The sequence below is a fragment of the Nocardia sp. NPDC046473 genome (assembly GCF_040645995.1).
Classification (GTDB): domain Bacteria; phylum Actinomycetota; class Actinomycetes; order Mycobacteriales; family Mycobacteriaceae; genus Nocardia.
The window spans coordinates 225,058-249,225 of the sequence record NZ_JBEYZJ010000013.1 but is presented as its reverse complement, the minus strand read 5'-3'; the positions used below and the strand labels follow the sequence as shown (position 1 = coordinate 249,225).

General features: G+C 67.1%; 20 protein-coding genes and 1 pseudogene. 4 read left to right on the top strand and 17 right to left on the bottom strand.

Annotation, left to right across the window (positions count from 1 at the left end):
- Positions 1 to 2: 2 nt before the first annotated feature.
- Positions 3 to 410 (top strand): RidA family protein, encoded by a 408-nt coding sequence (locus tag ABZ942_RS39905; protein ID WP_357391438.1) that lies wholly within the window; start codon positions 3 to 5, stop codon positions 408 to 410.
- Positions 411 to 616: 206 nt separating this feature from the next.
- On the opposite strand, the gene ABZ942_RS39900 is transcribed toward ABZ942_RS39905, so the two are convergent.
- The 7 genes and pseudogenes from ABZ942_RS39900 to ABZ942_RS39870 form a co-directional block, all read right to left on the bottom strand.
- The gene (locus ABZ942_RS39900; RefSeq protein ID WP_357391520.1) at positions 617 to 2,089 is read right to left on the bottom strand and encodes an ATP-binding cassette domain-containing protein; all 1,473 of its coding nucleotides are present in this window, start codon (positions 2,087 to 2,089) and stop codon (positions 617 to 619) included.
- Positions 2,072 to 2,887: pseudogene (locus ABZ942_RS39895) on the bottom strand (ABC transporter ATP-binding protein); the annotation flags it as partial. The gene ABZ942_RS39900 and the pseudogene ABZ942_RS39895, both read right to left, overlap by 18 nt.
- A gap of 37 nt (positions 2,888 to 2,924) precedes the next feature.
- A complete protein-coding gene (locus ABZ942_RS39890; RefSeq protein ID WP_357391437.1) occupies positions 2,925 to 3,839 on the bottom strand; it encodes an ABC transporter permease in 915 nt (304 codons plus the stop codon).
- Positions 3,836 to 4,780, bottom strand: a complete 945-nt coding sequence (locus ABZ942_RS39885) for an ABC transporter permease (RefSeq protein ID WP_357391436.1) — start codon at positions 4,778 to 4,780, stop codon at positions 3,836 to 3,838. Before ABZ942_RS39885 ends, ABZ942_RS39890 begins: the two co-directional genes overlap by 4 nt.
- Positions 4,781 to 4,798: 18 nt before the next feature.
- On the bottom strand, positions 4,799 to 6,430 hold the full coding sequence (locus ABZ942_RS39880; protein ID WP_357391435.1) for an ABC transporter substrate-binding protein: 1,632 nt from the start codon (positions 6,428 to 6,430) through the stop codon (positions 4,799 to 4,801).
- Between the two features lie 183 nt (positions 6,431 to 6,613).
- Positions 6,614 to 8,245: an ABC transporter substrate-binding protein gene (locus ABZ942_RS39875; RefSeq protein ID WP_357391434.1), complete on the bottom strand. Its 1,632-nt coding sequence runs from the start codon at positions 8,243 to 8,245 to the stop codon at positions 6,614 to 6,616.
- 162 nt (positions 8,246 to 8,407) lie between these two features.
- Positions 8,408 to 10,189 carry a gamma-glutamyltransferase gene (locus tag ABZ942_RS39870; RefSeq protein ID WP_357391433.1) on the bottom strand — a complete coding sequence of 594 codons (1,782 nt, stop codon included), beginning with the start codon at positions 10,187 to 10,189 and terminating at the stop codon, positions 8,408 to 8,410.
- Between the two features lie 71 nt (positions 10,190 to 10,260).
- Between ABZ942_RS39870 and ABZ942_RS39865 the strand changes: the two genes are divergently transcribed.
- On the top strand, positions 10,261 to 11,154 hold the full coding sequence (locus tag ABZ942_RS39865; RefSeq protein ID WP_357391432.1) for a LysR family transcriptional regulator: 894 nt from the start codon (positions 10,261 to 10,263) through the stop codon (positions 11,152 to 11,154).
- Positions 11,155 to 11,414: 260 nt separating this feature from the next.
- Here the strand turns inward: ABZ942_RS39865 and ppc are convergent, their stop codons facing one another.
- The 3 genes from ppc to ABZ942_RS39850 form a co-directional block, all read right to left on the bottom strand.
- Entirely contained in the window at positions 11,415 to 14,186 is a 2,772-nt protein-coding gene (gene ppc / locus ABZ942_RS39860) for a phosphoenolpyruvate carboxylase (protein ID WP_357391431.1), read from the bottom strand.
- A 136-nt stretch (positions 14,187 to 14,322) separates the two neighbouring features.
- Positions 14,323 to 14,742, bottom strand: a complete 420-nt coding sequence (locus tag ABZ942_RS39855; protein ID WP_357391430.1) for a VOC family protein — start codon at positions 14,740 to 14,742, stop codon at positions 14,323 to 14,325.
- 101 nt (positions 14,743 to 14,843) lie between these two features.
- The gene (locus tag ABZ942_RS39850; RefSeq protein ID WP_357391429.1) at positions 14,844 to 15,401 is read right to left on the bottom strand and encodes a sugar O-acetyltransferase; all 558 of its coding nucleotides are present in this window, start codon (positions 15,399 to 15,401) and stop codon (positions 14,844 to 14,846) included.
- A 106-nt stretch (positions 15,402 to 15,507) separates the two neighbouring features.
- Here ABZ942_RS39850 and ABZ942_RS39845 point away from each other — a divergent pair, with 106 nt between their 5' ends.
- Complete coding sequence (locus ABZ942_RS39845; protein ID WP_357391428.1) at positions 15,508 to 16,350, top strand: alpha/beta hydrolase; 843 nt, start codon at positions 15,508 to 15,510, stop codon at positions 16,348 to 16,350.
- A gap of 14 nt (positions 16,351 to 16,364) precedes the next feature.
- Here the strand turns inward: ABZ942_RS39845 and ABZ942_RS39840 are convergent, their stop codons facing one another.
- The 7 genes from ABZ942_RS39840 to ABZ942_RS39810 all read right to left on the bottom strand — a co-directional run bounded on the left by ABZ942_RS39840 (position 16,365) and on the right by ABZ942_RS39810 (position 23,407).
- On the bottom strand, positions 16,365 to 16,928 hold the full coding sequence (locus tag ABZ942_RS39840) for an ATP/GTP-binding protein (RefSeq protein WP_357391519.1): 564 nt from the start codon (positions 16,926 to 16,928) through the stop codon (positions 16,365 to 16,367).
- A 25-nt stretch (positions 16,929 to 16,953) separates the two neighbouring features.
- Positions 16,954 to 17,400: a DUF742 domain-containing protein gene (locus ABZ942_RS39835; RefSeq protein ID WP_150407629.1), complete on the bottom strand. Its 447-nt coding sequence runs from the start codon at positions 17,398 to 17,400 to the stop codon at positions 16,954 to 16,956.
- Positions 17,397 to 17,780: a roadblock/LC7 domain-containing protein gene (locus tag ABZ942_RS39830; protein ID WP_357391518.1), complete on the bottom strand. Its 384-nt coding sequence runs from the start codon at positions 17,778 to 17,780 to the stop codon at positions 17,397 to 17,399. Before ABZ942_RS39830 ends, ABZ942_RS39835 begins: the two co-directional genes overlap by 4 nt.
- Before the next feature lie 41 nt (positions 17,781 to 17,821).
- Positions 17,822 to 20,512, bottom strand: a complete 2,691-nt coding sequence (locus ABZ942_RS39825) for a nitrate- and nitrite sensing domain-containing protein (RefSeq protein WP_357391427.1) — start codon at positions 20,510 to 20,512, stop codon at positions 17,822 to 17,824.
- A 478-nt stretch (positions 20,513 to 20,990) separates the two neighbouring features.
- Positions 20,991 to 22,013, bottom strand: a complete 1,023-nt coding sequence (locus ABZ942_RS39820; protein WP_357391426.1) for a hypothetical protein — start codon at positions 22,011 to 22,013, stop codon at positions 20,991 to 20,993.
- An 81-nt stretch (positions 22,014 to 22,094) separates the two neighbouring features.
- Positions 22,095 to 22,613 carry a hypothetical protein gene (locus tag ABZ942_RS39815; protein WP_357391425.1) on the bottom strand — a complete coding sequence of 173 codons (519 nt, stop codon included), beginning with the start codon at positions 22,611 to 22,613 and terminating at the stop codon, positions 22,095 to 22,097.
- 26 nt (positions 22,614 to 22,639) lie between these two features.
- A complete protein-coding gene (locus ABZ942_RS39810) occupies positions 22,640 to 23,407 on the bottom strand; it encodes an alpha/beta hydrolase (protein ID WP_357391424.1) in 768 nt (255 codons plus the stop codon).
- A 216-nt stretch (positions 23,408 to 23,623) separates the two neighbouring features.
- Between ABZ942_RS39810 and ABZ942_RS39805 the strand changes: the two genes are divergently transcribed.
- Positions 23,624 to 23,992, top strand: a complete 369-nt coding sequence (locus tag ABZ942_RS39805; RefSeq protein ID WP_357391423.1) for a hypothetical protein — start codon at positions 23,624 to 23,626, stop codon at positions 23,990 to 23,992.
- The last annotated feature ends 176 nt before the right edge of the window (positions 23,993 to 24,168 follow it).

Sequence of the window (24,168 nt, the reverse complement as noted above, 5' to 3'; positions counted from 1 at the left end):
CCATGAGTGAGAAGATCGCCGTCCGCACCACCGACGCGCCCGCCCCCGCGCACACGTTCTCCCAGGGCGTGCGCAAGGGGCCGTTCGTGCAGGTCTCTGGACAGGGCCCGGTGGACCCGGTGACCAACGAGTACCTGTACCCGGGTGACGTTGCGGCACAGACCATCCGCACGCTGCAGAATGTGAAGGCGATCGTCGACGCGAGCGGGGCGACGTTCGACGATGTGGTGATGCTGCGCGTCTACCTGACCACCCGCGACGACTTCGGCGCGATGAACGAGGCCTACGGCGAGTTCGTCAACGCCAACACCACCGGTGACGTACTGCCCAGCCGCACCACCGTTTTCACGGGACTGCCGCGGGCGGAAATGCTCGTCGAGATCGACGCCGTCGCGATCGTCTCCGAGTAGAAAACGAACAGCGCCCCGTTCAGATTCAGCCTGCGCACAAATTCTCCAGCCGCGCACAAGATTGCCAGCAATTACTTGCGCGGCTGGAGAATAGATGCGCGGCGGGCGACAACCAACAAGCCGCCCCGGCCCACGGATGGGTCGGGGCGGCTGTTGCCGCGCCGCGTAGTCAGCCGCGACGCGGGGGCTGGGTTCGGCTGCGGTCCTTAGACCTTCGCAGCCAATTCACTATCGACCGCTGCTGCGACAGCATCGGCGTCGGTCTTGTCATCGCCGGACACGCCACCGCCGAGGACACCCGCGCCGGGGATCGCGTCCAGCAGCTGGCGCGTGTACGGGTCGGCAGGCGCGGTGAGGACGTCCTCGACCGGACCCTGTTCCACCACACGGCCATCCCGCATCACGACAACTTCGTGGGCCAGCGCGCGAACCACGGCCAAGTCGTGCGAGATGAACAGGTAGCTGACGCCGAGCCGCTCCTGCAGTGACGCGAGCAGCGTCAGGATCTGGTCCTGCACAAGCACATCCAGCGCCGACACCGCCTCGTCGCACACGACCAGCTGCGGCTCGATGGCCAGTGCCCTGGCGATCGCGACGCGCTGGCGCTGACCACCGGACAGCTCGTTCGGGTACCGGTGCGCCATCGCGGCGGGCAACGCCACCTGCTCCAGCAGTTCGGCAACCCGCTTGCGGCGAGCCTCGCGATCACCGATGCCGAAGGCGCGCAACGGTTCCGCGATCAGCCGCTCGACTGTCCACATCGGGTCCAGCGAGGCGTACGGGTCCTGGAACACCGGCTGCATCGACAGCCGCGCCGCACGCAGCGGCGCACCGCTGAGCCCGACCATGTCGACACCGTTCAGCTTGATGGTGCCGGAGGTGGCGGTGACCAGGCCGAGCACCATCCGCGCGGTGGTGGTCTTGCCCGAGCCGGACTCGCCGACGATCGCCGTGGTGCGGCCGCGCGCGATGGTGAACGACACGTCGTCGACCGCGCGCAGCACCCCACCGCGACCGCGGATCCGGTACTCCTTGCTGATGCCGGACACCTCGAGGATCGGCGAATCCTTGGCGGGCACCGCATTTGACGGCTCGTCGGCAGCGGGCTCGTCGGCGGACACCTTCGCGGTGTCGACCTTCGCCTCGGCCGCTGCGTCGTCGGCAGTCTTCGTGTCGGCGACCTCGCCGTGGGCGCCCTGCTCGGCAGCAGCGTCGCCGGCAACCTCCGCATCGGTCGACTTGTCGTCAGCGGCCTTCGCGTCAGCGGCCTTCTCCTCGGCGGCATCGTCAACAGCCGCCGCGTCGGTCGACTTGTCGGCGGCCTTCTCGGCAACGGCTTTCTCGTCGGCACTCTTGTCGCCAGCAGACTTCTCAGCAGCGGCCTCGCCGTCGGCTGCCTCGACCTCGGTCTCCGCGACTACCTTCTCGGTAACCACTTTGCCGTTGCCCTTGGCGGCCTTCTTGACGGCAACCTTGCTATCGACAGCCTTCTCGTCGATCGCCTTCTCGTCGGCAGCGTTGTCCTCGGCCGCTGTCTTGTCCTCGGCGGCCTTCTCGTCGGAACCCGTACCGCCAGTGGCTGTTTCGTCAGCAGCCGCACCCTCGGCAATGCCACCCGCAGCCTTCTCCTCGAGCACCTCGTCCACCACAACCGGATCAGCCCGCCGCGGCGCGATCAACGCAGGCGCGGCCGCAACCAACCGCCGCGTGTACTCCTCCTGCGGATCCGTCAGCACCTGCCGCGCGGGCCCCGACTCGACGATCCGCCCGTCCGACATCACCACCACCCGGTCCGCCCGCTCGGCCGCCAGCCCCAGGTCATGGGTAACCAGCAACAGCGCGGTGCCGAGCTCCTGCGTCAACTTCTCCAGATGATCCAGAATCTGCCGCTGCACCGTCACATCCAGCGCCGAGGTCGGCTCATCGGCGATCAGCAGATCCGGCCGGCAGGCCAGGCCGATCGCGATCAGCGCACGCTGGCGCATACCGCCGGAGAACTCGTGCGGGTACTGCCGCGCGCGCCGCGCGGGCTCGGGCAGACCCGCCTGCCCGAGCAGCTCGATCGCGCGTTCCTTCGCCTCGCTGCGCGTGCAGAGCTTGTGCGCCAGCAGGGTTTCCGACACCTGTCGACCCACCCGCGACACCGGGTTCAGGTTGGACATCGGGTCCTGCGGTACCAGCCCGATCTCTTTGCCGCGCAACGCGCGCAGCCGCTTCTCCTCGGCGTGCGTGATGTCCTCGCCACGCCACTTGATGGTGCCGCCGGTCACCCGGCCGGAGCCGGGCAGCAGGCCGATGATCGAGTGGGCCATGGTGGACTTGCCGGATCCGGAGGCGCCGACCACCGCGACCCGCTCCCCCGGCTGGACGACCAGGTCCACGCCGTGCACCGCGGTCACGTCACCGAAGGACACCCGCAGATCGCTGATCTCCAAGAGTGGTTCTGGCCCACCCGCCACCCGACCGCCGCCCCTCATGGAATCGCTAGGCGATACTGTGTTCATTCGGGCTCCTTCAGCGCCGTGTCTTCGGGTCGAGCGCGTCCCGCAGGGCGTCGCCGAAGAGGTTGAATCCCAAGCAGATGATCGCGAGCGCCACACCGGGGAAGATGCCCGGCCACGGCGTGCGGGTCAGGTACTGCTGTGCGTCGGACAGCATGATGCCGAGGCTCGGCGCGGGCGGCTTGATGCCGAGCCCGAGGAACGACAGGATCGCCTCGCCGAGCACCGCGGTCGGCATGATCACCGTGGCCTGCACGATGATCGGCGCCAGCGAGTTGGGCAGGATGTGCTCGCCGAGGATCTTCCAGGACGGCACGTCCATCGTGTTCGCGGCGAGCACGAAGTCGGTTTCCTTGAGCCGCAACGTTTCCGCGCGCACCACCCGCATCATGATCGGCACCTGGGCGATGCCGAGCGCGATCGCGGCGTCGGCGAGCCCGCCGCCGTTGATCGCGGTCAGCCCGACCGCGAGGATGATGAACGGGAAGGCGAGCAGCACGTCGGACAGCCGGGACAGGATCATGTCCAGCGTCCGCCAGTACCCGGCGAGCAGGCCGAGCGGTACGCCGATCAGCACCGCGCACAGCACCGACAGCACGCCGACCTCGAGCGAGGCACGCGTGCCGTACAACACGCGGGACAGAATGTCGCGGCCCAGATCGTCGGTGCCCAACAGGAATCCGACGGTGCCTGGCTGCTGGAACGGGGTCGGGAAGTGCACCTCGCTCGGCGAATACGGGGCGAGCAGCGGCGCGAACACGCCGACGAAGATCACGATCAGCAGCAGTACGCCGCCGACCACGCCGAGCGGGTTGCGCAACAGCTGACGCAGCACCCGACCACGCACCGCCGCCAGCGGCGGCGTTTCCAGCGGCTTGTTCTCGACGCCGGGGGAGTTTTCGACGACCGGAGTATCGGTAATAGTCACTGCGCCCTCCCGGACACTCGCACGCGGGGGTCGATCACCGTGTACAGCACATCGACCAGCAGGTTGATCACGATGTAGGCCGCGGCGATCACCAGGATGACCGCCTGGATCACCGGGTAGTCGCGGGTGAACACCGAGTCGAGAGTCAGCTTGCCCATGCCGGGCAGGCTGAAGATGCGCTCGGTGACCACCGCGCCCGCGATGAGCCCGCCGAGCTGCAGGCCGACGATCGTGGTGACCACGATCAGGCTGTTGCGCAGGCCGAACCGGAAGATCACCGCGCCGCGGCCGAGGCCCTTGGCCCGGGCCGTGCGAACGAAGTCGGCGGTCAGCGTCTCCACCATCGACGACCTGGTCTGGCGCTGCACCACCGCGGCGTGCGCGAGGCCGAGGATGATCGCCGGCAGCGTAAGGAAGTAGAGGCCGCGCAGCGGATGCTCGAACGGCGAGACGTAACCGGAGGCGGGGAACCAGTTCAGGTGCACCGAGAGATACAGCACCGAGAGGATGCCGACCCAGAAGGTGGGCACCGACAGCGCGGCCAGCGAGAACCCGTTGGCCACCCACTCGGGCCAGCGGCCGCGGTACACGGCCGCGATCACGCCGCCGATCACCCCGGCCAGCACCGCGATGATCATCGCGTACACCGCGAGCTGCACGGTCACCGGCAGCGTGGTGCCGATCATGTCGATCACCGGCGTGCCCGTACGGATCGACCGGCCGAAATCACCGGTCAGCGCGTGCCAGACGAATTCGAAGTACTGCACCGGCAGCGACCGGTCCAGCCCGAGTTCGGCGCGCACCGCGGCGATGGCCGCCGGGTCGGCCTGCTCGCCCGCCATCACCGTGGCGGGGTCACCGGGCAGCGCGCGCACCCCGATGAAGATCACGATCGACGCGAGCACCAACGTGACAGCGGACTGCCACAGACGGTGAAACACATACTGCAACATGGATTTTCAGCCCTTCCGATCCGCGACGAACGCGGCCTTGCCGAGCCGGACAGTGCCGTCGGCGTACACCTCGATGCCCGTCACCCATGTCGAGTGCACGGTCAAGTTACGCAGCCGGTAGGTGTAGACATACGGGTTCTCCCGTGCGATATACCGCACCGCCTGCTCATAAAGCGCGCCGCGTTGCGCGGCGCTCGTACTGTGTGCGGCCCAGCCGAGGATGTCGTCCAGGGCGGGCGAGTTGTATCCGCTGTAGTTACCGTTCGAGCCGGTGGTCAGGAACCGGGCGATGTTGCCGTCCGGGTCGATGCGGCCGGACCAGCCGAGCAGCAGGGCCTCGTAGGTGCCCTTCTTCTGCGCGTCCAGCATGGCCGAGTATTCGGCGGGCACGATCCGCAGATCGAAGCCACCCTCCGCCACGCTGTCCCGCAGCGCCTGGGCGTACTGGAGCTGATCCGGCACGTTCATCACCTGCATGGTGACCGGGTACGGGAGCTGGACACCCGCCTCCTCGAGCAGCTCCCTGGATCGCTTCGGATCGAAGAGCGGGCATACGGTGCTGGCCCGTGTCGCATAAGACGTGCGTGGCGCGATCGGCGTGCAGGCCGTGTCGTACCAGTTGTTGAACACCTTCTTGACCAGCGATTCCCGATCGGTGCTCAGCGAGAACGCCAGCCTGACCCGCGCGTCTTTCGCGATGGCGGTGTTGATCGGCTTGACCGGTTTGCCCGCGCCGTCGACATTGCCGACATTGAGATACAGACCCTGGAAGCCGAACGACCCCGACTGCAGCACCCGCAGCTGCGGAATCTTGGTCATCGCGTCCACGTCCTGCGGGGAGATGGTGTCGGCGACCTGGATGTCACCGGAGCGCAGATTCGACGCGCGCAACTTGGGATCGGCCATGATCCGGTAGGTGATCGAATCGAAGTGCACGTTCTTCGCGTCGTAGTACAACGGGTCGCGGACGACCGCGATCGACGTGGTCGGCACCCGCTTGACGAACTTGAACGGCCCGACGCACACCGGGTGATCGCCGAAGTTCTTGTCCGACTCCTTGAGCGCCGTCGGGGACATGATCATCCCGGCGCGGTCCGCGAGCGCGGCGGTGAGCGGGGCGAACGGCTCCTTGTACTTGATCACCACGTGGGTGGAGTCGGCGGCCTCGATCTCGTCGATCGGGCCCATCTCGCCGGTGCGCTGGGAGCCTTCCATCTTCCAGTGCCGCTGCAAGCTGGTCTCGACCGCGTCGGCGTTGAACTGAGTGCCGTCGGCGAACTGGATCCCGCTGCGCACCGGAATGGTGACAGTGAGCCCGTCCGCCGAGATATCCGGGAGCGCGGTGGCCAACTGGGGCACCAGGTTTCCGGACGCGTCGTTGTCGTAGAGCTTCTCGCAGATCGTGCTCATCACGTAGCGCATATAGAGCGAGCTGGAGGTGGTCGGATCGAGCTTGTCCGGGTCGTTCGACAGGCCCATCACCAGATCACCGCCCTCACGCACCGGCTGCGTGCCTACGGGTGTGCCGTAATCATCGACGTGCGTTGCGGTCTCGGTGGCGTGTTGCGTCGGTGCGCAGGCAGCGAGGACGGCGGCGACGACACCGAGGACCGCCATCCGAGTGGAGCGAACGAGCATGGGCTACAACATACTTCAACACGCTGCATTTTTCGCCACCACCGTTTCTTTTTGTACATTGTTCTCTTAACCGCCACTGAACGAAATGAAGGCGGACGGAAATCGATACGGAAAATAGCGGTCCGGCGACTCCGGACCGCTATTCCCGTTCGGTGTTCAGCTATTGCGCTGCGACGCGCCTTTTCAGCTCTTCGAGTCCGTGAACGCGGCCTTACCGAGGCGGATGACACCGTCGGCGTAGGCCTCGATGCCGGTCACCTTCTTGGTGTGCACGGTGAGCACCCGGATTCGGTAGGTGTAGACGTAGGGATTGTCCGCCTGGATCAACGCCGTTGTCTTGCCGTACAGCTCGGCCCGCTCTTTCGGGTCGGTGGCGCGGGCGGCCTTTCCGAACAGGTCGTCCAGCGCGGGGTTGCTGTATCCGGCGTAATTACCGGCCGAGCCGGTGGTGAGGAACTTCGCGATATTCGCGTCCGGGTCGAGCCGGCCCGACCAGCCGAGGTAGAGCGCCTCATAGGTGCCGCGCTTCTGCACGTCCAACAGGGTCGCGTACTCGGTGGGCACGATTTTCAGGTCGAATCCGCCCGCCGCGAGGCTGGCCTGCCAGGCCTGTGCGTACCGGAGCTGGTCCGGGGAATTCGTCACCTGCATTGTCACCTGGTACGGCAGCTTCACCCCGGCCTCGGTGAGCAATTGCTTCGACCGCTCCGGGTCGTAAGCGGGACAGGCGATTCCGGCGTCCGTCGCGAACGTGCTCTTGGGCACGATGCCCGAGCAGGCCGTCTCGAACCAGTTGTTGAAGACCGTGTCGACCAGCGTCTTCCGGTCGGTGGCCAGCGAGAACGCCAGCCGGACCCGCGGATCCTTCGCGATCGGGGTGTCGATCTGCTTGGTCGGCTTGCCGACGCCGTCGACGTTGCCGATATTGAGGTACGCGCCGTAGAAGCCGAGCGAGCCGGATTGCAGCACCCGCAGGTCGGGATCCTTGGCCAACGCGTCCACGTCCTGCGGCGAGATGGTGTCGGCGACCTGAATGTCACCCGAGCGCAGATTCGCCGCGCGGATGTTGGCGTCGGTGATGATCCGGTAGGTCACCTTGTTGAGGTGCACATTCTTCGCGTCGTAGTACAGCGGGTCGCGGGCCACCTCGATCGAGGTCTGCGGCACCCGCTTGACGAATTTGAACGGCCCGACGCACACCGGGTGATCGGAGAAGTTCTTACCCTCGTCCTTCGCGAGTTCGACCGGGGACATGATCATTCCGGCCCGGTCGGCGAGCGCGGCGGTGATCGGTGCGAACGGCTTTTTGTAGCGAATCACAACGTGCGTCGGATCGGCCGTCTCGATGGCCGCGATCTGACCCATTTCGCTGGTCCGCTGCGAGCCCTTCATGCTGAAGTGCCGCTGCAGGCTGGTCTGCACCGCGGCCGCGTCGAACGGGGCGCCGTCGGCGAACTTGATGCCTTCGCGGACCGGAATGGTGACGGTGAGCCCGTCCTCGGAGACGGTGGGCAACGCGGTTGCCAACTGCGGCACCAGGTTTCCGGACGAGTCGTTGTCGTAGAGCTTCTCGCAGATCGAGTTCATGACGAACCGCGTGTACAGCGAGCTGGAAGTGGTCGGGTCGAGCTTGTCGGGTTCGGAGGAAAGGCCCATCACCAGGTCGCCGCCCTCACGTACCGGCTGCGATCCCACGGGTGTGCCGTAATCATCTGTGTGCGTTGCCGTTCCAGCGGGGTGCTGTACGGGTGCGCAGGAGGCGATGGCGACGGCGGTCACGCCGAGCACCAGCATCCGTGTGAAGCGAGCGAGCATGCGCTACAAGATACTTCAACGTTTCGCACTTTTCTCGCCGGGTATTCCTTTTCGTAGATTGTTCTTGTTTACGTCATCGGATGAATCGGTGCGAACTCACAAATGACACGACAAATAGCGGTCCGGCGTATCCGGACCGCTATTTGTCGTTCAAATATTCAGTTATCGTCCCGCGGCGTAGCCCTGCATGCCACGGGGATTGGCTCCAGCTGAAAGTACACCGTTCTCCCGGTCGCGAGCTACCGCGCACAACCGGCCTTCCGACCACGGCGGGCCCACCGTCACGCGATGTCCGCGTCGTTCCAGGTCGGAGATCACCTCGGTGCCGATCCGCGACTCGACGATCACCGCACCCGGGCTCATCGCCCGCGGATAGAACGAGCCGGGGAAACTTTCCTGATGCCAGTTCGGTGCATCGATGGCGCCCTGCAGATCGAGGCCGCCGCGCACTTTCTCGCGCATCGCCACGGCGAGGAAGAAATGCAGGCTCCATTGATCCTGTTGATCGCCACCCGGCGTGCCGAAGGCCATGACCGCCTCGCCGTCGCGTAGCGCCAGCGACGGGCTGAGCGTGGTGCGCGGGCGGCGGCCCGGCGCGAGCGAATTGGGCAGGCCCGGTTCCAGCCACGCCATCTGTAGTCGGGTGCCGAGCGGGAAGCCGAGCTCGGGCACCACCGGATTGGACTGCAGCCAGCCGCCACTGGGCGTCGCCGCGATCATATTGCCCCAGCGGTCCACGATATCGAGCTGACAGGTGTCGCCCCGGGTGGCGCCGGAGGTGGCCACCGTCGGCTCGCCCGCACCCAGCGGAACGTCCACGGCGTCAACGGAATTGGTCTGCACGTAGCCGCTGAGCCGGGGGCGCTGGCCGTCCGGGCTGCCCGGGCGCAGGTCGAAGGAGGCCTGCGGGCCGATCAGCGCGCTGCGCTGCGCGTTGTACCAAGGAGAAAGCAGCGTCGCGAGCGAGACCTGGGTGCTGTCGCCGTACCAGGCCTCGCGGTCGGCCATCGCGAGCTTCGAGCCCTCGATCAGCGTGTGGTAATACTCCGGCGTGCCGTACTCCAGCCGTTCCGGCAGCAGTGCGAGCTGTTGCAGCATGACCGGGCCCTGGCTCCACAGGCCGGGCTTCGCGACGGTCCAGCCGTTCCAGGTGTAGGTGACCGGGTTCTCGTACGACGCACTGAAATTCGCGAGGTCGTCGCCGGTCAGCGTGCCGACGTGCCGCTCGCCGGAGGTGTCCATGGTCGGCCGCGCGGACGCGGCGACCAGCGCCTCGGCGATGAAGCCCTCGCGCCAGATGCGGCGGGCGGCCTCGATCTGGGCATCTCGATCCGAGCTGGCGGCCTCGGCCTCGGCGATCAGCCGTCGCCAAGTCGCGGCCAGCACCGGGTTCCGCAGCAACGCGCCCGCGGCGGGGGCCTTGCCGTCACGCAGGTAGAGCTCCGCGGAGGTGGTCCACTCGTTCTCGAACAGCTCGGCCACCGTCTCGACGGTCTCGCCGACCCGCTCGACCGCGGGATGGCCGCGCTCGGCATTGCCGATCGCGTACGACAGCACCTCGGCGAGGCGCTTGGTGCCGTGATCGCGCAGCAGCACCATCCACGCATCGAACGCGCCGGGAACGGCTGCGGCCAGCGGGCCGGTGCCGGGCACCAGGTCCAGGCCGAGCGCGTTGTAGCGCGCGATGGTGGCCCCGGCCGGCGCCGGACCCTGGCCGCACAACACACGGGGGGGCAGCCCCGCGGGCGCCAGGATGATCGGCACTTCGCCGGCCGGGCCGTTCAAATGTGGCTCGACCACGTGCAACACGAACCCCGCGGCGACCGCCGCGTCGAACGCGTTACCGTCGTCCTCGAGCACCGCCATCGCGGCGGCCGAGGCGAGCCAGTGGGTTGACGACACCATCCCGAAGGTGCCCTGCAAGGTGGGACGCGTGGTGAACACCTGCCGAGTATCTCCCGCTAACGGTACGTACGTCCAAGACATCTATGGCACCAAACCGATAGCCTATGGTTATGGAACGCAGGCAGCTCGAGTACTTCGTCGCGATCGTCGAGCACGGCGGGTTCACCCACGCTGCGCGGGCGTTACGGGTAGCCCAGCCGTCGCTGTCGCGGGCGATCGGCAAGCTGGAACGGGAGTTGGGGGTCGCGCTGTTCCACCGGGTCGGCCGCAACGCCGTGCTGAGCAATGCCGGGGAATTCATGGCCGATCGGGCGCGGCAGGTGCTGCGTGATCTGGATGCGCTGCGGGCCGCCGCGCAGGCGGTCGGCGAGGGCGTGGTCGGGCGGGTGGATGTGGCCGCCACCTCGTCCTCGACGCTGGAACCGGTGATCAGCACCATCGCCGAACTGCGCGAGCATCACCCCGGTCTGACAGTGGGCACGTGGTCGGCACTGTCGGCGGCGGAGGTGGTCGCCATGGTGTTGCGTGGACGCTGCGAGGCGGGGGTCTGCGGTAGCGCGGAGCGACCCGCGGGCCGCGGTTTGGTGGCGCATCACCTGCGTGACGAACAGTTCCTGCTCGTCACGCCGCCCGGCACGAAGATCGGCACCGATGGCACAGTTACGCCAGAAGACTTGCGCGGCATGAGCTTTGTCATCACCCAGCCCGCCACCGCCGTCCGGGCCCGGTTCGACCGGCTCGCCGCCACCGTCGGCGATCTGCACATCGCCGCCGAGGTCGGCGACCGCAGTGTGGTGCTGCCGATGGTGTTGCGCGGCATCGGTTCCGGGCTGATGCCCGACGGCTGGCACGACCTGGCCGTGCGCGCGGGAGCCGAGGTCTACCGATTCGATCCACCGGAGCAGCTCCCCCAGTGGCTGGTGCACCGCGGCGGCCCACTGACCGCCGCCGCGCAAGCCTTCGTCGACACCACGTTGTCCCAGGCCGCCCGCTCGGTCGCCTAAGCCGCACCACTTCTGACAAACGCACGCGTGTCAACGCGGCGAGTCCGCGTCCGGAAAAAGGGCCTACGACCAGTGCCACGTCTGGCTACATCGGATACGAACCCCGACCGAAGGCGCCCTCCAGCCGCCCTGAGGCACCGAAGGCCGCCGCCGGTCAGTCGCCCGTCAGCGTCTACCTCGACCGAGGGCGCCCTTGGGTTGGCTGGACGTGCTGAAGGGCGCCTTCGGTCGATGGCGGGGCGACCGTGCGGGACGTGCGGCTAGCCGGAGTTGCGTAGTGCGGTGGCGAGGCCGTTCATGGTCAGCAGGATGCCTCGTTTGACCAACTCCGAGTCGTCGCCGGCGCGGAGTCTGCGCAGTAGCTCTACCTGCATTTGGTTCAGCGGTTCCAGGTAGGGGAAGCGGTTGTGGATCGACTCGGCCAGGGATGGGTTGTCGGCGAGCAGGTGGTCGTTGCCGGTGATCGCGGCGTGCATCCGGATGGTCCTGGCGTGCTCGTCGCGGATCATGCCGAAGATCTGCTCGCGCAACGCCGCATCCTCGACCAGCTCGGCGTAGCGGGCGGCGATGTCGAGGTCGCTCTTGGCCATCACCTGCGCCAGGTTCGACAGCACGGTGCGCAGGAACGGCCAGCGGCGGTACAGGTCGGTCAGGGTCGCCAGCCGTTCGGGATCGCCGCCGATCCACTCCTCCAGCGCGGTGCCGGTGCCGTACCAGCCGGGCAGCATCACCCTGGCCTGGCTCCAGGACATCACCCACGGGATGGCGCGCAGGTCCGACACCGAGTTGGTCGGTTTGCGGGAGGCGGGCCTGCTGCCGATGTTCAGGTCGCCGACCTCGGCCACCGGGGTGGACTGGCGGAAATACTCGACGAATCCCGGTGTTTCGTGCACCAGCCGGGCATAGGCCGCGCGGGCCCGGTCGGCCAGTTCGTCCATCAGCTCGTAGGACGGCTCGGCGTCCGCGCCGAGTCCCTCCACGTCGAGCAGCGTGGATTCCAGTGTGCCCGCGATGAGCGACTCCAGATTGCGGTGCGCCGCACCGGGTTCCGCGTACTTGGCGGCGATCACCTCGCCCTGCTCGGTCAACCGCAGCGAACCGCGCACCGCACCGGCCGGCTGGGCGAGGATGGCGTCGTAGCTGCGGCCGCCGCCGCGACCGACGGTGCCACCGCGACCGTGGAAGAGCCGCAATCGAATACCGGACTTACGCGCGACCTCGACGAGATCGAGTTCGGCCCGGTAGAGCGCCCAGTTCGCGGCCAGGTAGCCGCCGTCCTTGTTGGAATCGGAGTACCCGAGCATCACTTCCTGCCGCATCCCGCGCGCCGCGACCAGGTCTCGGTACACCGGAACGTCCAGTGCGGCAGCCAGTGTCGCCGCGCCAGCGCCGAGGTCCTCGATCGTCTCGAACAGCGGAACGATGCCCACCGAGCAGTGCGGCGGCCCGTCCGGCTCGCCGGGATCGAGCAGGCCGCCCTCCTTGAGCAGCAACGCGGCCTCCAGCATGTCGCTGACCGAGGTGCACATGCTGATGATGTAGTTGGGTACCGCCTCGGTGCCGAAGGTGTCCACCACATCCCGTGCGGCACAGACGATGTCGACCTCTTTGCGGGCCAGCTCGCTCAGCCTGGCGTGCGGGCCGAGCAGCGGGCGGCGGGTGCGCAGTTCCTCGGCGAGCAGTTCGACGCGCTGTTGCTCGGGCAGGCTCGCGTAGTCGTGATGCACACCGGCCCAGGCCAGTAACTCGGCGACGACCTGTTCGTGCACCTCCGAGTTCTGTCGCATGTCCAGGCCCTGCAGGTGGAAGCCGAAGGTCTCGATCGCGTGGCGCAGGGCGGCGAGGCGGTCGTCGGCGAGCAGACCGTCGCCGCTGGCACGGAGCGAGGTGTCGACGGCGTCGAGATCGTCGAGCACCGCCTGCGGGGTCGGGTACGGCTCGGCGTCGACATCCAAACCGTTCGGCGGCACCGCACCGAGCGCACGCTGGGCGGTCGCGGTCAGTCGACCCCGAATGCGGTGCAGCGCACGGCGATACGGCTCGTCGGCGTGACTGGCCGGATCGGGATATCCGGCCGCGGCGAGGGCGGCCACCGCGGGCGTCACCGGAACCAGGCGCGCCGACAGGGCGAGGGCCTTCTCCAGTTCCACCAGCTCGCGCAGATACCGCGAGAAGGCTACCGTGGCCGCCTGATGTCCGGCCTGCCGCACGACATCCGCTGTCACGTACGGGTTTCCGTCGCGGTCGCCACCGATCCACGAGCCGGGCCGCAGGATCGGCCGCGGCAGCAGTTCAGCGCCTGGCCAGCGCGAGCGCAGCGCCGCACGCACCTCGGCGTTGATCGCGGGGATCAGGTCGAACAGGGTGATGTCGTAGTAGCGCAGGCCCACCGAGATCTCGTCCTGGATCCGCAAGCGCTGCAACCGGATCAGCGCGGTGCGCCACAGGCTCAGCACCTGGTGACGGATCTGCTGCTCGAATTCGGTGCGCTCACGCTCGGTTTCGGTGTAGCGCTGACGCAGCCGCATCAGTTCGGTGATGCGGGTCTGACTGTCGAAGACGGTGCGACGGCGGGTCTCGGTGGGGTGCGCCGTGATCACCGGCGAAACGAGCGCGTCGGCGAGCAGGTCCGCGACCTCGGCACCGTCCAACGCCGCCGCGTCGAGCTTGCGATAGGTGGCGGCCAGCGACGAATCCTGCGGCGGCTCACCGGCCGCCTCGTGCGCCTTACGGCGACGATCGCGCTGAATGTCCTCGGCCAGATTGGCCAGCAGCACGAAATAGCTGAACGCGCGGATCAGCGGCAGCGCCACCCCGATCTCGACCCCGTCCAGCATCTCGGCGACCGCGCTGCGGTCCACCTCCGCCCGCCGCACCCGGAAGGCCTCGATACGCACCCGCTCGATGAGGTCGAACACCTCCGGACCCTCGTGGTCCCGAATGGTGTCGCCGAGTACACCACCGAGGAATCGGATGTCGTCGCGTAGCGGCCGAATGGCGTCCTGTTGCGTCTCGCTCGTCGATTCACCCATGATCAAACAGTATTGCCGTCCGGCGCGCGTTGGTATGCGACGCCGCCCACACCGTGTCGCCGCCGAGCGCCGGAAAGCCGTCCGGCCTGCGCTGTCACCCCCGGGAGACCCGGGGGATCAACGAGTTTCGCTGGACTCAGCCGAGCACCTCGGAGAACCGGAGGTGGTTGCCCCACGGGTCGCGGAAGCCGCAGTCGCGCACGCCGTACGGCTGCGAGATCGGTTCCTGGGTGACCTCGACGCCCGCATCGCGCAGACGAGCGAAGGTGTCGTCGGCCGACTCGGTGGTGAAGATCAGCGTGCCTGCCGCGCCGTTCTGCAGCCGCGCCTGAGCTGCCTTGCGCGCCTCGTCGGACGGGTTCATCTCGGGCACCTCGAGGATGAATTCGATGCCGGGCTGACCGGACGGTCCGACAGTCAGCCAGCGGCCGCCGGGGAACGGCATGTCCTGGCGGACCTCGAGCCCGAGCACGTCACGGTAGAACTCCAGCGCCTGCTCCTGGTCGCCGACCAGCATGGCGACGTGGCTGAGAGCGAGATCTTTGCCGTTGCTCATTGTTTGTTCTCCTTCGGTAAAGCGGGACACCAGTACTGACGGCACAGCAGAGCCGAACTAATCGGCACGCGCATCATCGCTCAGAAGTAACGCCGCCGCGGCTACAACTCGCGGATCACCCGCGCCGGGTTACCGGCTGCGAAAACCCGTGGCGGCAGGTCTCGGGTGACCACGCTGCCCGCGCCGACCACCGTGTCGTCCCCGACGGTGACCCCGGGGCACACGATGACGCCGCCACCGAACCAGACGTTGTCGCCGATCCGGATGGGAGCGGCGGTCTCCCACCGCTGCCTGCGCAGTTCGTGGTCCGCCATCGGGTGCAGCGCCGTCAGCAGCTGGCAGCGCGGCCCGATGGACACGTCGTTGCCGATGGTGATCGGCGCGCAGTCGAGCAGGATCGCGTCATAGTTCAGGAAACTGTTCGTGCCGATCTCGATGAGATAGCCGTAGTCGCACTGGAATCGCGGCATGATCCACGACCCCTCTCCCAACTGCCCGAGCAGCTCACGCAACACCGCGTCCCGCTGCTCGGTCTCCTCCGGCCCACACCGGTTGAACTGATCGCAGAGGTGCTGCGCCCGCCGCCGCTCCCCCACCAACTCCACATCGTTGTCCCGATACAACTCCCCACGGAGCATCCGCTCCTTCATCTCACCCACCCGCGCCACCCTAGCCTGCCGCCGTGCACCAAAATCCTGCCTGAGAACGGCGTGCTGGTCGTAGCATCGGGCGGGGATACGCCGGAACGCGGGTGGAGGGGTGTTGATGCAGACGGACGAGCGGATGCGTGAGGTCGTCATCGAGGGTGCGCGGCTGCGCTATCTCGAAGTGGGCGAAGGGGATCCGCTGGTGCTGTTGCACGGGTACCCGCAGAACCATCACTGTTGGCGACATCAGATCACCGCGTTGGCGACCGAGCGGCGAGTGATCGCGCCGGACCTGCTCGGCTGGGGTGCCTCCGACCGGAATCCCGCGTTGCGCTGCGACTACGACAGCGAGGTCGCCCGGATCGAGATGATGTTCGACGAGATAGGGCTCGGGCAGGTCGATCTGGCCGCGCACGACTACGGCGGATTCCTCGGCCTCGGGTTTCTGCTACGGCATCCGGAGCGGGTTCGCCGGTTCGCGATTATGAATTCCCGTGCACACCAAACATTTTCGGCGACGTACTACCGCCACTTCGCAAGGCTCGGCATAGCCGGACGACGACGAGTATTGCGGGAGTTGCTGATTCGCCTGCCACTCGGCGATTTACATCGAAAGTCGCTGGCCCGCTACGCCCGCAAGGGCTGCTTCGACGACGCCCTGCTCGATGAGTACGTCGGCTGGTTGGATACCCGCGCCGGTAGACGCTGGTTCGCCCATTTCTGCGCCGACTATCGCGTCGAGATCCGGCCGGAGTTGGCGGCGGGCCTGCCCACGATCACCGCGCCCACCGCCGTGATCTGGGGCGACCAGGATCGGCCGTGCCCGTACTCCATTGCCGAGGATCTCGCCGCGCGTATTCCGCACGCGACGCTGACCCGGATAGCGGGCGCCGACCACTACGTGATGGAGGAGCGACCCGACGTGGTCACGGCCGCTTTGACGGAATGGCTGCGGCCGTGACCCACGGGGGATCGTCAGGCGGGCAGACCCTGCACCGATAGTCGGTGGAACAGGACCTGCTCGAGCAAGGCGACGAGGACGTCCTTGACCGATTCACGGTTGCGCGCATCGCATTCCAGCACCGGAATCCAGTCGTCCAGTTCCAGCGCCTCGCGGACCTCGGCAAGGTCGAAATGCACGCCGTTGTCGAAGCGGTTGACCACCACCACGAATGGCGTCTGCTTCTCCTCGAAGTAGTCCAGCACCGGGTAGCAGTCGTCGACCCGGCTGGTGTCCACCATGATCACCGCGCCGAGCGCGCCGTCGACCAGGTCGTCCCACAGGAAGACGAACCGGTCCTGGCCCGGCGTGCCGAACAGGTACAGAATCAACGAGCGGTCCAACGTGATTCGGCCGAAGTCGAGCGCGACCGTGGTCTGCGTCTTGTCCGCGCGCCGGCCCGGATCGTCGATGCCGAGCGATACCTCGGTCATCGCCGCTTCGGTGACCAACGGCTCGATCTCGGAGATCGCGCCGATGAATGTTGTTTTGCCGACACCGAATCCACCGCTGATCACGATCTTCACCGACGACGGCATCGTCGGCGGTGGCGGACTGTTCACGTCAGAGTGCCCGTACAAGGTCCCTGATCCTCTCGATGGCAGCGGTAGACAGTTGATCGGCCTCGCGCACGGTCGCATACCCGCCGGCGACGAGGTCGCTCACGACGACCTTTGCGACACCGACCGGAACACGCAGCGCGGTACCGATTTCGGCGATGGAGTGGGGCTGCTGGCACAGCTGCACCACGGTGCGCTGTTCGAATTGCAGCGGTGCGGAGAGCGCCGAGGGCGGCGCCTGCACCAGGGTTTCGATGCGCAAACCGTCCATCAACGGCGTAGTGCGCCCCGCGGTGACGACAAAGGGACGCACAAACTGTTCATCACTGTCGACAAGTTCTTCGGCCGGCGGTTGTTGCTGGCCTGGGCGGTCCGGATCGAACCACCCGAACATCTGATTCATCGGGATCATCCGCGGGTCCGGCAGCCTCGGCCGGTCAGGATCTCTCATCTTCGCAACGTCTCTCGCAACTCGGATATCAACGCCGGGTCAAGGAGCGACCCGGCGCGTTCGGCCAGCACGGCCATTTCGTAGCCGACAAGGCCGACATCGCAATTGCCGTCGGCGATCACGCCGAGGCAGCTGCCGTCACCCATGGCCGAGACGAGCAAAAAACCACGCTTCATCTCGATCATGATCAGTTTGAGTCCGTCGAAGGAGTAACTGCGTGACGCACTCTTGGCGAGGCTGGCGAGCCCCGACACCATGGCCGAAAGCCGGTCCGCTGAGGTGCGGTCCAGGCCGTCCGACATCGCGATGAGCAGTCCGTCCGAGGAGACCGCGACGGTGTCGCGGACACCGTCGGTTTCCCGGACGAAGTTCGCGAGCATCCAGTTGAACGTGTGCGGGTCGGCGCTCGGCAAGTGAGTGGTCACCGGTTCTCCTCTGCGATGGTCTGAGCCTGATCGTCGGCGCGGGTGTCGTGGTCGCGGGCACCGACGTAGGGACGGGTGGTCGACGGCGGCGGCGGGGCGCCGCGGTCGTGTCCGGCCCGGAACGACGAAAGCATGCTACGGGTTTCCTCCGGCGACCGCTCCGGAATCGGCGCCCGATCCGGACGCTCCGACGTACCGTTGGTGTCCCGCCGCGGCTCGGTGCCCGGCGCGGTGCCCGCGGTGCGAGACTTCTTGTTGCGCTTGACAAGTCCGTTCCGCGTGGTGCGTGGTGCCGAGCCCGTGTTCGCCGATCCGTTTCCGCTGTACAGGCTTTCGGCAACACCGTAGTGACCGTCCGGCGCATCGGGCAGCCGCCAGGTTCCGGTATCGGTCAGGTTGCTCGGCTGCGCCGGCGGTGCCGGTGGCGGCGTGGAAACCGATGGCGGGGAAACGAACTGGGAGTACGCGGAGGGCGCGGGAGCGTTCGGCGCGGCATGCTGTGGACCGTTGTACTGGTCGTTGCGCGGCACCGCCCGCTGCGCCGCGGTCCACGGCCCCTCGGCCCTGCGGTCCGCATCGTTCTGCTCGTTCGACGAGATCGCCGGCGCCGCATGGGCGGGACCGCGCGGGCTCGGCGGGATCGGCTCCGGCGCGCTGTTGCCGCGGATCACGGCCGGAGAAGTCATGGCGCCGTTCGTATTCGGCCCCGACTCCAGTTCAGGCACGCCGTTCGATTCCGAATCGGCGCCCCAGGACCGCTCCAACCCGGTGCCGGAGATCTTGGCCTGCACCGCGGCGGGCCGTCGATCCCCTTCCTGCACAAGGATTTCCAATGGCAGCGACATCCGCGCGACAATGCCGCTGACCGGCGAGACGTTGAGCTCGACGTCGATGCCGAGCCGCTCGGCCAGCCGACCGACCACGTAGTGGCCGAGGTAGCGGGTCGGCGCGACGATGAAGTCCTGCTCGCCGCGCAGCCTGGCGTTCGACTGGGCCAGCTGATCCATCGGCATGCCGACACCGTGGTCGACGACGGCGAGCAGATAGCCGTGCGGCACCCGGCGCCCGTAGATCTCGACCTCGAGATCCGGTGGGGAGAAGGCGAGTCCGTTCTCGATCAGCTCGGCGAGCATATGCGCGAGCTCACTGACCACCGCGCCGGTGATCATCACATCGTCCACCCGGCGCAGCACCACCCGGCGGTAGTCGTCGACCTCGGACAGACCCGCGCGGATCACGTCGCTCAGTGCGATCGGCTGGGCCCAGCGCCGCGGGCTCGCCTCACCGACGAGCACCAGCAGGCTCTCAGCGTTGCGGCGCATGCGGGTGGCCAGGTGGTCGAGCTCGAACAGGTTGGACAGACCCTTGGGATCGAGTTCCTCGCGTTCGAACTCGCTGATCAGGCCGAGCTGGCGGCGGACCAGGTTCTGGTTGCGCCTGGCCAGGTTGGCCATCGACTCCGTGGTGTTGCGGCGCACCAGCGCCTGCTGCGAGGCCAGCTCGAAGGCGGTGGTCTGCACGCGGTCCAGCGCGCCTGCCACGGCGGCGATTTCGGTACTCGCACCCGCGGGCGCCAGCACCGGCATCGGCGCCTCCGGTCGGCTGTCGTCCGCACGCGACCAGGCCTCGATGACCTGGGGCAGGCGGCGCGTCGCCACGTCGTCGGCCTCGCCGGCCAGCGCGGCCAGCGGGCGGACGATGGCGCGCACCGAGGTGATCACCAGCACGATCATCGCGGCGATGGCGATGGCCGAGGCGACGAGGAAGAAGATCAGCTTGGTCGCCGCGGCGGCGCGCAGGCTGTCCGCGCGGGCCTGCACGTCGTCGCCGACGGCCTGCTGCACAGTGCGCTGCTCATCGAGCACGCTGGACATCTGCGTCCACCAGGTCATCGGGTCGACCTCGCGGACCAGCGGCCCGTCGCTCGAGGCGATCGCGATGCTCTCGGATTGGTCTGCCTTGGTGGCGTTCTCGCTCAGCTGCGCCGCGTCCAGCTTGGCCTGCTGGCCCTTGGTCGCGTAGCGGGAGAACGCGGTGAAGCCCGCGAGCTTGGTGGAGCGGATCTCCATGAACTGCACGTACTCGCCACCGTTGAAGCGGCCCGCGGTGAAGACGCCGTTGAGGAAGCCTCGCTCCTTGTCGACCTCCTCCTTGGCCGCGCCGAGCGCGTAGAGGGCCTGCAGACCACGCTGGATCTGCGGGTCGCGCGCCTGGTCGAGGCCGAGCGCGAGACGGTTCAGCGCGGTGACGCCGTCGGTGTAGAACTGGAAGACGACCTGCCTGCTGACGCGGCGCGTGTCGATCTGGGTGCGGGTGTTGGACAGCAGATTCAGCTGGCCGAGCGCCGAACGCACCTGATCCGCACCGGGTGTATCCCCGGCCGCGGCGCTGGTGAGCGCGCCGAGCGCGCTGTCCACCTTGCCGCGCTGGTCGAGCAGCGGCTGCTGCAGGCGGTTGTCGCCGCCGAGCAGGCCGTTGCTCAGACCGAGCTCACGCTGGATCTGGTTGGTGAGGTCCTGCACGCTCAGCGCCAGCGAGACGGACTTCACCGTGTCGTTGGACTCGCGGAAGTCCGAGAGTTCGCGATAGACAGTGACTCCCAGCAGGGCGAGCACCAAAATCAGCGCGAGCGCGAGAATTCGGGTCAGCTGACCGCCGATGGTCCTCGGCCGGATGACGGCCGACATTCTGCCACTGGAGTTCCCGGAGGGAACCGCAATAGTGAGATCCGGTGTGTCCCCGGGCTTTGGTTGCCGTAGACGTGAACGCACCAACCTGCTACTCCTCCGAAAAGCTGGCCGTGACAGCTCCACGACGAGCGCACGGAAAGTCTCCGAGCAAAATCCCATATGCCCGGTCCGGCGTCAACTCGAGAACCCCAGATAGGGAACTTTGTTCATACTTTTCAACCCGCACTGCAACCCGTTGCTACCAACTGTCCAGATCTGGACAGAAAGGTGGTTCAAGGTTGTAGCAGAACTTAATACCTACCGAGGTCGGTGCGGCATCGCTGTCGATCAGTCGGCATCCGGGCGCCGGCCCGAAATGCCCTCGGATAGTAGCCGAGTCGTCGCCTTGCGCGCACCTCGAGCGACGACGGTCCGCTGCCGAACGCACTGATGGGCTGCCGAGGATCGGCAACCCATCAGCAAGCGAGGACGGAGGCTACTCGCCGCCGAGAATTGCGAGTACCTTCTCCGAGGTGTAGAACGGCTCCAGCCGCTCCCGAATCAACGTGGACAGCACACCGTTTCGCTTCGCACCCTCGATCACCGCCGGGCCGTAGCGCAGGATTTCGGTGGCAATGGCGTCGGCGGACAGGCCGAGCTCCGGCAACATGGCCGCCAGGGTGTAATCGCCATACTTCGTGAAGAACACCTCGACACATTCGTCGACGAGCAGCCCGAAGTATTCCTTCTCCCGGGTGGTGACCGCGATTTCGTAGCAGATCAACACCAGCTCGTTCAGGTCCTTCTGCGACAGATAATCGCGCAGGCCACTCACCGGCTCGTCGGCATGCAGATCCCAGAATTCCATCGCGGCGTCGTGCACCGGGGCATCGCGCAGCATTTCGCGGATCGCGTTGTTGGTGCGCTTGAGCGCGAAAACCGCACCCTTGCCTGCCATGTCGCCGATGAAGGTGCTCTCGGTCGCCTTCTTCGCGGTCTTGGCCGCGGACTGCCCCATCGAGATCAACGAGGAGACGCCGGGGATTTTGCCGGCGATCTGCTTGTTCGCCTCCATGAAGTCCGAGATCAACTTGTCCACGAACTTCGACGCGACGGTGGCCACCAGCGGGCTCTCGGTGAGCCGATCCAGGATGCGCTCCTGGGCCTGGTGCATGCCGAAGATCTTCTCCAGCAACGCCTCGACCGGTTCGCGGTCGACCACCTGACCGAGGGTGTAGTCGTTGTTGTTCGCGATGTGGTCGTAGATCGAATCGGCGAAAACCCCGACCATGTCGGCGATCACCGGGCTGCCGCCGATCAGATCGATGATGGTCGCGACGGTCTGCTTGGCCTGATCGATCTCGACGATGTCCTTGAAGATCAGGGTGTCCGCGACACCGAGCACCGACTCGACGTCGCGGGCGACAACTTCGGCGAAGCGATCGCCGGTGACCTCGGCGAGCACGAATTCCACCTGTGCATCGAGTAGCCGTTCAGCAATCTCGCGCGGCTCCGTCATGGTTGTTCCACCCATTCACAGTCGTAGTTCGGTGCGCAGGGTGCGCTTGCGAGCGCGGATGCGCGAGGCCGCCCGGCCAGGTTACGGGCCGTGTGTTTCGGTATCGTTGCCGCGCAACGACTTCCGAATCTGATCCAGGCGTTCACGCGCCGCCTGCTCGCGCGCGTCCCATTGCTCGTCCGCGCTGCGGCCCGCGGGAGTCTGCTGGTCGAGTTCGCTCATCCCCTGTGCGGAGCCGAAGCGCTGCTCGACCTTATCGCGAACTGACCCCCAAGTAGGGACACCGGAAGACGAATATCCACCTGTCTCAGTCGGTGCCGGCATACCGGTCGGAGGTACCGGTACCGCGGGTACCACAGAGGTGCTTCCTACCTGGCCGGATACGTCGTGCAGCGGCGGCGCGTCATGCACCGACGTCGGCATCGTGGTAGGAGTCACACCGCCGACGGTGGTCGCATCACCGCCGTCGAGCAGGCCGAGCAGTGCGGCGTGCACGACCTCGAAACCGGGACGTTCCGCGGTGGCGACCAGCAGCACGCCGACCAATTCACGGTCGGACAGCGCCGCCAAACGGGCCGCGATCTCGCTGTTTTCAGTCATATCACCAGGCTACGCAGGGCGATGACTCACGACCGGACGATGGCACCGGCCCAGTCACGCACCAGCTCGAACCAGGCCGAGCCGCCGACGATGATCAGATCGTTGTGGCCCGCGCCGGGAAAGACCTTCAGCCGTTTCGGTTCGCGGGCGGCGGCGTACAGGCGTTCGGCGTGCCGCAGCGGCAGGAGTTCGTCGTTGTCGCCATGCATGATCAGGACCGGGGCGCGCAGGGAGCGGATCCGCTTTTCGCTCGGGTACGCGTCAGGGACGAGCGGGCCCGGCAGGAAGGGATAGACGGATCTGGCGGCGTCGCGCAGGCCGGAGAAGGTGGACATCAGCATCAGTCCGGCGGGCGGATGCGCCAGGGCGAGTTCGACCATGACGCCGCCGCCGAGTGACTTACCCAGGTAGAGAACGTGATTCGGATCGACACCGGGTTGTTCGAGTAGCACCCGGCGAGCTGCCCGCGCGTCGAGATAGGTGCCGTGCTCGGTGGGACGTCCGGTGCTCTGCCCATATCCGCGATAGTCGAACGCGAGCACGTCGAACCCGGCCTCGACGAGCAGCGCGAACAGCGCGATCCGATCGCCGACATTGCCCGCGTTGCCGTGCGCGAACAGGATGTGCCCGATCGACTTCGGCGCGGGCAGCCACCAGCCGTGCAGCGTTTCCCCGTCGGCGGTGCTGATCGACAGGTCGGTGTAGGTCATCCCGAGGACGGCGGGTGTCTGCAGGAGCTGCCGATCCGGCAGATAGGTCAACGCGTTCAGTATCGGACTGGCCGGGTGTCGCATGCTGTCGTTCTTACTCCTCCCCCGGCCGTGCGGTCACTCGACCCGCATGAGTTTCACGCTCCGCTGCCGCTGTCGCCCGCGGATATGCACGACCGTCCTACTCGGCGACTCGCCGGGATCGGGCCGCTTCGCGCACCGCCGGAACGGGTATACAAGGCGGGGATTGTCAACCAACGAAAGGGAACATCTTTTATGCGGACAACGATTCTCGCGACTGTGACGCTCGTAGCGGCGCTCGCCGGCTTCACCGCCGCAGCTGTGCCCGCAAGTGCGGTTAGCGATACGGACACCTGCGCGTCCGTCAGCGCAACGGCCAACGAACTGACCGCCGGGATCAACGCGTCCAAGTCGAACGGCAGCGGGTCCGCGGCAGAGGTGAAGGCGGCGTTCGGCACCGCGGCCGCCAAGCTGGACACCGCCGCGGCCAACGCCGACGAGGGCGCGGTCAAGACCGCGATCGCGGGCGCCGTCCCGTTCATGAACAAGGCGGCCACCGCATCCGACGCCGACCTCGGCACCGTGCTGCAAGACCAAGAGCTGCAAAACGCCATGTCGGCCCTAGACCAGGCCTGCCGCACCAGCTAGCGAAATCCGCACCACCTCAGGCCCGGAGGGTCCGCCTTCCGGGCCTGATCGCGCCCGCCGAACAACAGCCGCGCACATTCCACACCCCCGCGCACGATCCATAACCCCGCGCACGATCCATAACCCCGCGCACGAAATCGCCCGCTGATTCACGCGCAACAAGCAAACTCGTGCGC